Below are 12,043 nucleotides of genomic sequence, written 5' to 3' on the forward strand. Positions count from 1 at the left end.
TCAGGATTTGAAATAGGAGATAAAACCTTCCACGCTCTGAAGAATATCCGGCCCGATCGTTTCCAGCTCCTCCTGCGATATTTTCAGGTCGGTTTTGGTCTTTAAAAAGCTGGGCAATGCCGGGATTTGCAGACGGTCTTTTTTTTCGTTGATATTCTTGATGAAATTGTAGGTGCAGGTAGTGGCGGTAGCTTTATTATCATAATTATAAAAGAAGTAAATCTTGGAAAGCTTTTCGCTGATCAATGCATTCATGTCGATCACGAATGGGTACAGATTAAATGCGGAGAGTTTCTTGTCTTCGATTTTATAAATCACGACCGAGTTGGAGTCTGTGAAATTCTCGAAATCCTCCATTTTGTCGGTAAACCCTACGAGCACATAATCCAGCTTCACCATCTTGTGCTGGTACACAGCCGGTTGGTTCTTCTTTTTATTAATGTAAATATTCTTGATCGTCGCAAACTTGTAGCGCGCACAGAAACCGAGCTCTTTAAACATAATGCAAAGGCTGGCTTCCGCTTTCTGGCAATCCTCACGGCACTCGCGGTCGTCGAGCTCTTCCATGATGGCCAGGTCCCGGTATTTACTTTTAATGCGTGTGATATTCAGGTAAGCTCCGAAAAATTCGCTGTCACGCTCATCCATAAGGTCGGCCAGGTGCGACATTTCGCTTACAAACAACGGCACGTCGTGGGCTTTCAACTTGTCGTGTATGAGCCGCACAAGCGGAATTACGTCGTAGGCTTGCCTGTCCTGGTGATCGAGCAGGAAGAATGCGCTGATTTGCTCTTTGAGCCGGTCTTCCAGAACCGGCACCTTGCCCTGCACCAGCGCTTCCCAAAGTTGGGAGAACATAATAAACAGCAGCAGGTCGGCCATCACCGAGTAGGTGTTGATCAAAAACCGCAGGCGTTCGCTGGCCAGGGGCTCGTCTTCGGTCACGAGCAATTTGCGAACCTGTTCCGCGATAGGCGAGGGCAGGCTGTTGATGATCGCGTTTTTGACCTCCCGGACATCGAACCTCTTCGGGTCCCATTGTTCACCGTACTTTTTTTCCAGGTCTTCGAACATCGGAAGCTCATCGCTGAACGTCATCAGTACATTGTAGAGCGAAGCGAGAATCGCGTCCTCGGATGTATTGAAATTGGAGTCGATCTGGCTTTTGATATGCAGTTCGTAGAAGCTCTTTTCCGATAACCGGTGGCCGGCGGCGTCCGGGTGGTTTTTGTGGAGATAAAGCCCCCACACAGGTCCAGTATTCGGTGCTTTGATTGTTCTTGCAATGCCGCGGTCCTGATGTTCTTCGGTAGTCAATGTCGCATTGTTTTTGGCGGTAACTACCTCTGTTGCCAGTTTGAAAGCTTCGTCGATCGAATACCCGCCGGCCAGTTTCTGGTAAAAATCTTCGGCGAAGCGGGTGGCGGTGTCGTCGCCGATATCGACGCTGGTCGCGATGACGGCGCGCACACCGGCATCGAGGAGCTGGTTTACCTGTTCTTGGGTAGAGCATCCGTTAAGAAAGACAAGTTGCAGGTTCTTTTGCAGACGGATCGATTGGAGCAACCCTGCCCCGTATACGGTGGCGTCCTCCATCAGCAGCTGGCTGCCGCTGGCGTGCCCTGCATAATGGATTATTTCAACCTGCGGCTGGTACAGCAGCAAGCGGTCGCGCAGCTTTTTGATCGTCCTGGGGTCGGTATCCAGCAGCAGATGGCCCTTCCCCTGCCGCTCACGCAAAGCATCCGAAATGGCTTCTTTTTCCTTTTCGAGCTGAGAGAGGTATGCGTCACCGGAATTTGAAAACGCGCAGAGTATAACAGGAGGTCGCATTGATCGGGAAGGATTTAGGCTTATCAGCTACAAAACTATAAGGTAAATAACAATACCAAAGTAGTTCTACTTTTTCTGGGAAATGTTATTAAGCGGTTTTGGCCTTCCTTGCGTATTTTGAGCAATTTTGTTGACAATAAATTATATTTCCCTTTTTGAAAAAGCATTCCCGACAATCTATGCGAGTCATTACATTCATTAACCGGCTGGATGCCCATCATAAGCTGGGTATCGCGTTGCTGGTTGGTTCGCTGGCTGTGGTGCTGACCAGTTCTGTTGTAGAAAAACCCGTCAACTGGATGATCGGCTGGCTGGCGTACGGTGCGGTACATCTGGGCCTGGCCTGGGTAACCATTCTCAGCTCGCACCCGGCGGAGGTGAGGCGGGAGGTGGATGGTCAGGATTCGAGTCGTGTCGTGATTTTCCTCTTTGTCGTGGTCGCCTCGTTTGTGAGTCTTTTTGCCATATTATACTTGCTTTACGCCGCAGGCAAAACGGCCTCATGGTCGGAGCTGACCCTCCATTTTGTCCTTTCGTTCTCCTGCATTGTTTGCTCGTGGATTCTGGTTCACACCATATTCACGTTGCGCTACGCTCACCTCTACTACCGCACCTCCAAAGATGAGCGCGACGGGAAGAAGCAGCAAAAGAAAGGGCTGGACTTCCCCGGCGATACAGAACCCGATTACCTCGATTTTACCTACTTCTCGTTTGTGATCGGGATGACCTTTCAGGTCTCTGATGTGACCATTTCTTCCAGGGAAATCCGAAGGCTCGCGCTCGTTCACGCCCTCTTGTCTTTCGTGTTTAATACACTCCTGGTAGCTCTGACCATTAATGTGGTGTCCGGATTGATCCAAAACAGATAATGAACGCCGCCCGGAGGCTACTGTTAAAAAGGAGTCACTCTGTAAAGAATGACTCCTTTTCACTTGCATTATTTCCCCTCAGTAACCTGTCTGATTACCCGGAGCCAGTTAAGGCCCAGGATCTTTTTGATTCGCTGATCGCTGTAACCCAGCTTTTGCATGGCGATGGTTATCTGCGGATAATCACTGATGTCCTTGATCTCCCGGGGCAGCTCGGGGCCGCCGTCCAGATCGGAACCGAGGGCAATATGGTCTTCGCCAACGAGGTTTACGCCATAGTCGATCACCCTGGCTAGCTGGTCTACATGCATCCAGTATTCGTCGGGAATGGTACCATTGTAAGTGAATGGCAGCTCGCGTGCGAACTCCTTATCGACGTCCTCAATGGTTTGCGTCGTAACCTGGGAGCTCAGGATTCGCGGTGTTTTAGGCTGCGGGCTCGGCTGCACCTTAACCGGGTTGTTCGATTTCTGCCACGCCCAGTATTTCGGATTATTGAACAGGCTGCCGAAATGCACCCCGATTACACCGCCTTTTGTGGCAATGGCTTTGGCCGCTTCGTCGGAAATACAGCGGGGATGGTCCACTATTTTGTAAAAACCACCGTGACTGTAAATCACCGGGTGACGGCTGGCCGCTACCGATTGCAGGATGGCGTCGTTGGATGCATGGGCCACGTTGATCACCATGCCAAGATTGTTCATTTCCCTGATCACGGCTTTCCCGTGATCGTTAATGCCTCCCCAGGTGTACACGTCATTACACGCATCGATGAATGCATTGGTGGTACTGTGCGCGGTGAGCTGCATCGAACGCAAGCCGAGCTTGTAGAGCGCACGCAGCAGGTCGAGATCGCCGTACAGGTCATAACCGCCTTCCAGATCCAGAAAAGCGGCCATTTTACCTTTTTTATTGATGCGTTCGATGTCCGAGGCGGTCAATGCCAGCTCTATTACCGCATTGTTCTTTTTGATCTGATCCAATGCCAGGTTCACTACCCTGAACGTATTCTTGGTTTCGAACCTGCCTGGGTAATAGTTTTCAGGCGTGTAAACGGAGAAAAACATCGCGTCGAGCCCACCTTCTTTGGCTCTTGGCAGGTCGACGGTCCCATCCGGGTACCGCTGACCGATGTCGGTTTTCAGTATGAGCTCGCGGCTCATGACATGCGTATGCCCATCCATGACGAATGCGCTGCGGTGCAGGTCGGGCATGGGTTTCGGGGAGGTCACCGGGTTACTATTTTCGCTACCGGGAACGGGTAGCATTGATTTTATGGGAAAAACATTGCCGGCCGTCGGCAAAAGGGTCAAGGTCTTAATAACGTCTCTGCGTCTCATTTGATGTCGTTTTCGTCTTCTCAGGGTCGAATTGCAAGAAAGTACAAAAACATCATGCACTATTTATCGTCGTAATGACCTCTGGATGAAATAATGTCTACTGTGACGGTATGGTCGTCAACTGAATACAGGAGTCTATGCTTATCGGTTATCTTCCTTGCATACAATCCTGCGAGGTTATGCTTTTTGAGTTGCGGTTTTCCACGTCCTGTTTTAGGATGCTCCGCAAGTTCTTCTATTAACAGTTTTGCTTTTTTATACGCCTGTGGTTCAGATCTTTTCAGGAACTGCAAATCTTCTTTTGCTTTGTCTGAAAAAACGATGGTGTATATCACAGATTTTCAAAAAATGCGTCAAGTTCTTCTTTAGTCTTGATTACGGTGGACTTGCCTTCCCGGATCTCTTGCTGCGCATCTTTTATGCGTTGGATCATTTCAGGGGAGAAATAGAGATCATCTTCGGAGACAGGGGTAAGCACATAAGTTTGCTTGCGCCCTCTTCTGATGACTATTTTCTCTCCTTTGTCGGCCATCTCAAAGAAGTCTTTTTGCCTTTCCCTGAACTGCCTGCTAGTCGTTTCTATGATTGCCATTGTGTACTTTTTTTGGTACACAAATATAAGTTTTTATGGTTGATTTATTTGGATAATGAGCGACCATATTCTTAAAGTACAAATCGCGTAGCGATGTAACATCGGTAGCAACAATAGGCCACGCGTTGTAAAAATCCCGTCAGGGATGCAACAGCAAAGTATTAGCGCTAGCCATATGCCCGGTTGTTACATGCCCAGGGGCATTTCAAAGCATCTAAAACATGCATTTGCTACCGATGTTACATGCCTGACGGCATTTTTATTCGATCATTCCCCGTTCCACGGCGGATCATTCAATCATCCCAAACTACTCCGCGAACCCCCGCATATACGGTACATTCGGTGGGCGCTCGCCTTTGTTGAATTGCGCCCCGCGCGTGGAGCGGTAGGTCATGTTCATGAATGGCGTTTCGATGCGGCGGCCGACCGGAGCGTATACCCCGTTCTGCCAGTTGGATTCCATATTGAATGCGGTAATCCCCGTCGATAAAAGCAGCCGCTCCGCATTGAATGGCTCCTTTTTGGTTACCATCGTTTCCACGATCCAGTGCGGCTGCGAGTTGGAGGCGTGGTATTGGGAAAACGGCCCCGGCCATTCGAGCATCGAAATGATCGTCGGTTCTTTGCTTCCTGCGATCTCGGCGGCGTAGGTCCAGCCGACGTCCCGGGCATTGTAAATGGCAGCCTTCGTGCCATCGTTATATTCGACGATGCAGACGTTCGGTTTTTCGATCGCCTGAAAATGTCCGGGTTTGAGGTTCATATTGGCCCGAACGGATTCCAGGAGTTTGGCCGCCCAGGGATTCTTTTCCGTCCATTTCCAGGTTTCCGGTCCGCGGATGCATTGTACCGATTTGACGCCCGTTTCGCCACCCTTCCGGCGTTCTACAAAAGCCTGCAACACATCCACGCAATGGAACAGCGCGCCCTCATCCGGCGCTCCGCCGAGCATCACCGAGGCTTTGATAGGAGTTTCGACGTCGATTTCTATGTCGGGCTTGCGGTAGTGGACGGGTATGGAAGAGCCGCCGGTCAGCGGGAAGCCCAACTCGCGGGATTTGTCGAACATCCATTTGGCTTCGTCCCAGCTGTATGAGAGGTGTTTGTCATTAAACACAGGTACCGAGCGCTTGCTCTGCTCGAAAACCCGGATTACCTGCTGGTAAATCCACCAACGCGGTAGCATCCACTGGCCTTTGAGCGTGGTCGCGTAATCGCCATGCTCGCCGACGATCACCACGCCATCCACAGCAAGTTCCTTACCGCCTAACGTAACCGCCTCACCGACCGTTTTGAAGATCGGAATGTTTTTGGATTTACACACTTTCTGGCCCAGCAGGCTGCTGTCGAACTGGTGAATGTAAACCGACACCACTTCGATTCCGGAAGGTGTGTGGGCGCCCTGCCACCAGTAGCCGTCCATGAGTTTCGCAATGATCCAGTCGGCATGGGACCTGGTAGCGCCCCAATAGGTGACCAGGCAGGCTATCCGCGGCTTGGCTTGTGCGGTTTGTGGGACGGCGGCTTCGGTTGCAATGCCGGCGAAGGCCGTCAGACCTGCCATACCGGTAATGCCGAGCATTTCACGCCTGGTCAGGAGTGAAGCACCGGTTTGTTTCTTTTTCATCATTTTTAAGGTTGCAGTATTTAGGAATTACCTTAAAGAGGCCGGAAGTGGTCCCGGATACCCTTTTGAGGCAGAAATTATCGATATCGGCCGGTAATTTTCCCCGCTATCCAATAACTGGCGCAGTCTGTTTGAACAAGGGGATCACAATGATACATTTGCAAAAAAGGTATCAACAAATTATTCCAAAAACCATGAGCCGGATATCCATCAACTACATCGAATTTTATTGCAAGCACATTGACGTCATCAAGGCTTTTTACGGCAGTGCCTTCGGCTGGACTTTTACCGATTACGGCGACGATTATACCGCATTTGAAGACGGCGCACTATTCGGCGGCTTTCACAGGAATCCGGAGGAGACTGCTGGCGGAAATCCGCTGGTAGTACTGTATACCAAAGATCTGGAAGGAGTGAAAGATAAGGTTATCGTCGCCGGAGGTAACATCACCGTCGATATTTTCTCCTTCCCGGGAGGCAGAAGGTTCCATTTCGCGGACCCTGACGGCAATGTGCTGGCTGTTTGGAGCGAGTAAGGGTATTCGTGAAAAAATATAAAAAAATGCTTGAATATTAGCTTTTTAATGATTTGGTAAATATATTTATGTTAACCAAAATTTATCGCTGAATCCGTTTGGAGGCGGGAGCTAATTATGGGGAAAGTCAGAAATATTCTCGAAACAAAGAAGACAGGACCAGTGTCCATTCGGCCGGACAACACTGTTTTCGAAGCTCTGGAACTGATGGCTGAAAAAAACATCGGCGCGTTGCTGGTAATGGAACGGGAGCACGTCGTTGGAATCTTCACAGAAAGGGATTACGCACGTAAAGTTATCCTGAGAGGTAAGGCCTCTAAAGATTTATTGGTGGGGGAAATCATGACAAGTAATCCCCTTACGGTATCCTCGGATACATCTATTGAAGACTGCATGGCTTGCATGACCGACAAATTTATCAGGCATCTTCCGGTTATCGACGACGAAAAACTCACAGGTATCATTTCCATTGGAGACGTAGTCAAATTCATCATCGAGGATCAGGAATACGTGATCGACAACCTGAAACATTACATTACGGGCATCTGAGCATTTCTTCATTTCCAACATCTTACCCATTTTATCACGCCAATCTGAGAGAATACAGTTTTGTTGCTGTTCCCGTTTTCTAAATTGGATTGCTTATGGATCGTTTAAATGCGTCTGGCACGCCAGGATGGCCTTTTTGGCTATATACTTTACTGGTTTTTGCATTACTGACATTGATAATTTCGCTTTCTTACTTTCTCGGTCAACGGCATCGCACAGCGGCGTCCGAGCAGCCCTATGAATCGGGGATTCTCGAAACCGGCTCCGCGCGGCTGCGCTTCTCGGCGCAGTTCTATCTGATTGCGATGATGTTTGTCATATTCGATATCGAGGTGGTATTTATCGTGCTGTGGGCTCTGGCATTCCGTGAACTCGGCTGGCCAGGGTACCTCGGCATTTGTGTTTTTATAGGGTTGCTGTTCGCCGTGCTGATCTACGAATGGAGCATCGGTGCGTTGAACTTCGGGCCCGACGGGAAGAAAATACTCAAAGCTTACCGTAAAATGCCCAAAGGGCAAGCGTACCATGAACTGGTGGCTAAGTAAACCGTCCGATCCCACGGCGGCAACGCAGGGAACGGGTTCATTCGAAGAGGCTGTGGGGCAGAGTGTTATGCTCACGACTGTCCAGGACCTGCTGGCCTGGGGCCGGCGTAACTCCATGTGGCCGTTCCATTTCGGCCTCTCATGCTGTTTCGTGGAGATGGCCACCAGCATTACGAGCAAATATGATGTAGCAAGATTTGGCGCGGAGGTAATCCGGGGTACTCCCCGGGAAGCCGATGTGATGGTGATCGCCGGTACTGTTTTTGTGAAAATGGCGCCGATCATCAAAAGGCTGCACGAGCAGATGATGGAGCCCAAATGGGTGATTTCCATGGGTTCGTGTGCCAATTCGGGCGGGATGTACGACATCTACAGTGTGGTGCAGGGTGTAGATAAATTCCTTCCCGTGGACGTGTATGTACCGGGCTGCCCGCCACGGCCCGACGCGTTTATGCAAGGACTCATGCTGCTGTCCGAATCGGTAGGAAAGGAGCAGAGGCCGCTCAGCTGGGCAATTGGTCCCCAGGGCGTTATCAGGCCCGAAAAGCCTGTAATGCGCATGGAAAAGAAAGAGGAGAGGAAGAAGATCGTTGATTTTCGTACGCCTGACACTGTTTGACATGGAAGATATCGATTCCGGTCTCGTAGAAGAGCTGAGGGCCGCGTTGGGCGACACAGCTTTTAAAATTGAAATAAACACCGACGGGGTTACTACGCTGCGCGTCAAGAAAGAGCAGGTAGTGGCTTTGCTCACACACCTTAAAACGGGGATTGTCCGACCATTCGGCATGCTTTTCGACCTCAGCGCCATTGATGAGCGCAGCAGGGCAAAAGCGGCGCTGAACGGGTCTGTACCGCCGGATTTTACAGTTATTTACCATCTGCTCTCGTTCGGTAGGAACCGGTTTATCCGCATTAAAGTGGCCTTGCACGGAGAGTACCCCTCCATTCCGTCGATTTGCTCTCTGTGGACAAATGCAAACTGGTATGAAAGGGAGGTCTTCGATATGTTCGGAATACGGTTTGAAAGCCATCCGCACCTGAGACGTATATTAATGCCGTTAACTTGGGACGGCCATCCTTTGAGAAAAGAACATCCCGCTCGCGCGACCGAGATGGGGCCCTTCCGGCTTTGGGAGGAAAAGCAGGACCGTGAGCAGGAAGCATTGCAATTCAATCCCGAAGAATGGGGCTTGAAAAGGCACAGCGAAGATGCCGACTTCATGTTCCTCAACCTCGGACCGCAACACCCCGGCACGCACGGCGTGCTCCGCATTATTTTACAGCTCGACGGCGAGGACATCGTCGACGCTGTACCCGACATCGGCTTCCACCATCGCGGGGCCGAGAAAATGGGTGAACGACAGTCCTGGCACACCTACATACCCTATACCGACCGGGTGGATTACCTGGGTGGCGTGATGAACAACCTGGCCTATCTGCTCGCGGTGGAAAAGCTGGCGGGCATCCGGGTACCCCCACGCGTCGAAGTGATACGGGTGATGTTGTGTGAGCTGTTCCGCATTGCCAGCCATCTGGTATGGTACGGCACATTCGCCCAGGATTTGGGGCAGCTCTCGCCGGTATTCTATATGTTCACCGACCGGGAAAAGATATTTGATATTATTGAAGCCGTTTGCGGCGCGCGGATGCACCCCAACTGGTTCCGTATCGGGGGCGTGGCACAGGACCTGCCCGCCGGCTGGGACAAGCTGGTGCGCGATTTTGTCGATTACTTTCCCAAACGCCTCCGGGAATACGACCAGATGGTGATGCGTAACAGCATTTTCCAGGCCCGTACCGTGGGTATTGGCATATACACACTCGAAGAAGCGATTGAATGGGGCGTAACCGGCCCGGGCTTGCGGGCGTGCGGGTTTGAATGGGATTTCCGGAAAAAGCAACCCTATTCGGGTTACGGAAACTTTGATTTCGACATTCCTACCGCTCAGAACGGGGATTGTTACGACCGTGCCGTGGTCAGAGTGCAGGAGATGTGGCAAAGCCTGAAAATCGTCGAGCAATGCCTGAATAACATGCCGGAGGGGCCCTACAAATCGGATCACCCGCTCACGACGCCGCCCATTAAGAAAAACACGATGCAGGATATCGAAACGCTCATTACCCATTTCCTCAATGTGAGCTGGGGGCCGGTAATTCCCGCTGGCGAAGCCATGAGCTGCATCGAAGCCACCAAAGGCGCTAACAGTTATTACCTGACCAGCGACGGAAGCACGTCGGCATACCGCGTCAGGATCCGGACTCCGTCGTTTCCGCATATGCAAATGCTTCCGTATATCAGTAAGGGTTACACGGTAGCCGACCTGCTGTCCATTCTCGGCAGTATCGATTATGTTTTGGCTGATATAGACCGATAATCAACAAACTATTTTGTCATGATCGCCCAGGAGACACTCACACCCGAAGAAATGGCGGAGATTGACCATGAGATCGCGCTCGTACCCATGCGGCGCGCGGCGGCTATCGAAGCGCTCAAAATCGTGCAGCACCACCGCGGATGGATTTCCGACGACAGCCTGCAAGCCATTGCCGGTTACCTGGAAATATCGCCGGAAGAGCTCGACAGCGTGGCAACGTTTTACAACCTCGTTTTCAGACGGCCCGTCGGCAGAAATGTCATTCTGCTATGCGACAGCATCAGTTGCTATGTGATGGGTTATGAAAAAATATACGGGCAAATCCGAGAAAGGCTGGGCATTAGTTTCGGGCAAACGACCCCCGACGGCCGTTTCACGCTCCTGCCTAATGCCTGCCTGGGTACCTGCGACCACGCGCCCGCGCTGATGATCAACAACGAGCTGTTTCGCGACCTGACGGAAGAAAGCCTGGACGAAATACTGGACCGATACCACTGACGCCATGGAAACGCCTCTCACCCAGCATATCAGCTTCGACCGCCCCTGCTATAATCTCCGCGATTATGAAAAGAACGGGGGCTATCAGGCATTGAGGAAAGCACTTTCGCTGTCCCCGGAGTCGATTACGAACACGGTGCAGGCGTCGGATCTGAAAGGCAGGGGAGGAGCGGGCTTCAACACGGGCATGAAATGGAGTTTTGTACCGATGAACGGGCATTATCCGGTCAAATACCTGATCGCGAACGCCGACGAAATGGAGCCCGGTACATTCAAGGACCGGATGCTGATGGAGGGTAACCCGCATCAGCTCATCGAGGGCATGATCATTTCGGCTTTCGCGATCCAGGCCAATATTTCGTACATCTTTTTGCGCTGGGCTTATAAAAAGGCTGGTCGGCTGCTCACGCACGCTATGGAGGAAGCCTATGCGGCGGGTTATCTGGGCAAAAACATCCTGGGAACGGGCTACAACCTGGAAATGTACCTGCACACCGGCGTCGGCCGTTACATCTGCGGGGAGGAAACCGCCTTGCTCAATGCATTGGAAGGAAAAAGGGCTACGCCGAGGGCCAAGCCGCCTTTCCCCCAGGTAAGCGGGCTGTTTGGCAAGCCTACGATCGTCAATAACGTCGAAACACTTTGCAATATCCCGCACATTATCAACAATGGCCCGGATTGGTTCAAAAGCCTGGGCAAAGGCAATGATGCCGGTACGAAGATTTACGGCGTGAGCGGGCGGGTCAAAAGACCAGGTCTATGGGAACTGCCGATGGGCGTTTCCATGCGCGAGCTGATCGAGGATTGCGCCGGTGGAATGGCTAACGGATATCGTTTCAGGGGGGCATTGCCGGGAGGAGCTTCCACCGACTTTCTCGTTGAAGAACATCTCGATATCAACCTCGACTACAAATCCGTGGCCGCTGCGGGAAGCAGGCTCGGTACCGGCACGATGATCATCCTCGACGACCACACCTGTCCCGTGGGATTTGTGCATAACCTCGAACATTTCTTCGCGCAGGAGTCGTGCGGATGGTGTACGCCCTGCCGCGAGGGACTACCATGGACGGAAAAAATACTACTATCCATCGAACGCGGCGAAGGCAGGCCGGAAGACTTGCAGCTGCTCGAAACGCACACGCGGCTTTTGGGGCCGGGGAATACGTTCTGCGCGCTGGCACCGGGCGCGATGGAGCCGCTGCAAAGCGCGCTGAAATATTTCAGAGAGGATTTCGAAAAGCATATCGATCAAAAAAAATGCCCCTGGCGGTAAATT

At 51.5% G+C, this 12,043-nt stretch carries 13 protein-coding genes; 8 read left to right on the forward strand and 5 right to left on the reverse strand.

Annotation, left to right across the window (positions count from 1 at the left end; translation table 11 throughout):
- Entirely contained in the window at positions 1 to 1,833 is a 1,833-nt protein-coding gene (locus CLV60_RS07250; protein ID WP_106594707.1) for a CHAT domain-containing protein, read from the reverse strand.
- Between the two features lie 179 nt (positions 1,834 to 2,012).
- On the opposite strand from CLV60_RS07250, the gene CLV60_RS07255 reads away from it, so the two are divergent.
- On the forward strand, positions 2,013 to 2,702 hold the full coding sequence (locus CLV60_RS07255) for a DUF1345 domain-containing protein (protein WP_106594708.1): 690 nt from the start codon (positions 2,013 to 2,015) through the stop codon (positions 2,700 to 2,702).
- A 68-nt stretch (positions 2,703 to 2,770) separates the two neighbouring features.
- Here the strand turns inward: CLV60_RS07255 and CLV60_RS07260 are convergent, their stop codons facing one another.
- From CLV60_RS07260 to CLV60_RS07275, 4 genes are all read right to left on the reverse strand, one after another.
- Positions 2,771 to 3,970, reverse strand: coding sequence for a dipeptidase (locus tag CLV60_RS07260; protein ID WP_229210861.1), 1,200 nt, complete (start codon positions 3,968 to 3,970; stop codon positions 2,771 to 2,773).
- Between the two features lie 131 nt (positions 3,971 to 4,101).
- The gene (locus tag CLV60_RS07265) at positions 4,102 to 4,377 is read right to left on the reverse strand and encodes a Txe/YoeB family addiction module toxin (RefSeq protein ID WP_211302207.1); all 276 of its coding nucleotides are present in this window, start codon (positions 4,375 to 4,377) and stop codon (positions 4,102 to 4,104) included.
- A complete protein-coding gene (locus CLV60_RS07270) occupies positions 4,374 to 4,634 on the reverse strand; it encodes a hypothetical protein (RefSeq protein WP_106594710.1) in 261 nt (86 codons plus the stop codon). The genes CLV60_RS07265 and CLV60_RS07270 overlap by 4 nt, the downstream gene beginning before the upstream one ends.
- Positions 4,635 to 4,941: 307 nt before the next feature.
- Positions 4,942 to 6,264, reverse strand: a complete 1,323-nt coding sequence (locus CLV60_RS07275; RefSeq protein ID WP_229210862.1) for a hypothetical protein — start codon at positions 6,262 to 6,264, stop codon at positions 4,942 to 4,944.
- 191 nt (positions 6,265 to 6,455) lie between these two features.
- On the opposite strand from CLV60_RS07275, the gene CLV60_RS07280 reads away from it, so the two are divergent.
- From CLV60_RS07280 to nuoF, 7 genes are all read left to right on the forward strand, one after another.
- The gene (locus CLV60_RS07280; protein WP_106594711.1) at positions 6,456 to 6,797 is read left to right on the forward strand and encodes a VOC family protein; all 342 of its coding nucleotides are present in this window, start codon (positions 6,456 to 6,458) and stop codon (positions 6,795 to 6,797) included.
- A gap of 117 nt (positions 6,798 to 6,914) precedes the next feature.
- Entirely contained in the window at positions 6,915 to 7,346 is a 432-nt protein-coding gene (locus CLV60_RS07285) for a CBS domain-containing protein (protein ID WP_106594712.1), read from the forward strand.
- Positions 7,347 to 7,441: 95 nt separating this feature from the next.
- Positions 7,442 to 7,891: an NADH-quinone oxidoreductase subunit A gene (locus CLV60_RS07290; protein WP_106594713.1), complete on the forward strand. Its 450-nt coding sequence runs from the start codon at positions 7,442 to 7,444 to the stop codon at positions 7,889 to 7,891.
- A complete protein-coding gene (locus CLV60_RS07295) occupies positions 7,872 to 8,510 on the forward strand; it encodes an NADH-quinone oxidoreductase subunit B (RefSeq protein WP_106594714.1) in 639 nt (212 codons plus the stop codon). Before CLV60_RS07290 ends, CLV60_RS07295 begins: the two co-directional genes overlap by 20 nt.
- A 1-nt stretch (position 8,511) precedes the next feature.
- A complete protein-coding gene (gene nuoC / locus CLV60_RS07300) occupies positions 8,512 to 10,269 on the forward strand; it encodes an NADH-quinone oxidoreductase subunit C/D (protein WP_106594954.1) in 1,758 nt (585 codons plus the stop codon).
- A gap of 18 nt (positions 10,270 to 10,287) precedes the next feature.
- Positions 10,288 to 10,767, forward strand: a complete 480-nt coding sequence (gene nuoE, locus CLV60_RS07305) for an NADH-quinone oxidoreductase subunit NuoE (RefSeq protein ID WP_106594715.1) — start codon at positions 10,288 to 10,290, stop codon at positions 10,765 to 10,767.
- Between the two features lie 4 nt (positions 10,768 to 10,771).
- Positions 10,772 to 12,040: an NADH-quinone oxidoreductase subunit NuoF gene (nuoF, locus tag CLV60_RS07310; protein ID WP_106594716.1), complete on the forward strand. Its 1,269-nt coding sequence runs from the start codon at positions 10,772 to 10,774 to the stop codon at positions 12,038 to 12,040.
- Positions 12,041 to 12,043 lie beyond the last annotated feature (3 nt).

The sequence above is a fragment of the Dyadobacter jiangsuensis genome (assembly GCF_003014695.1).
GTDB classification, from domain to species: domain Bacteria; phylum Bacteroidota; class Bacteroidia; order Cytophagales; family Spirosomataceae; genus Dyadobacter; species Dyadobacter jiangsuensis.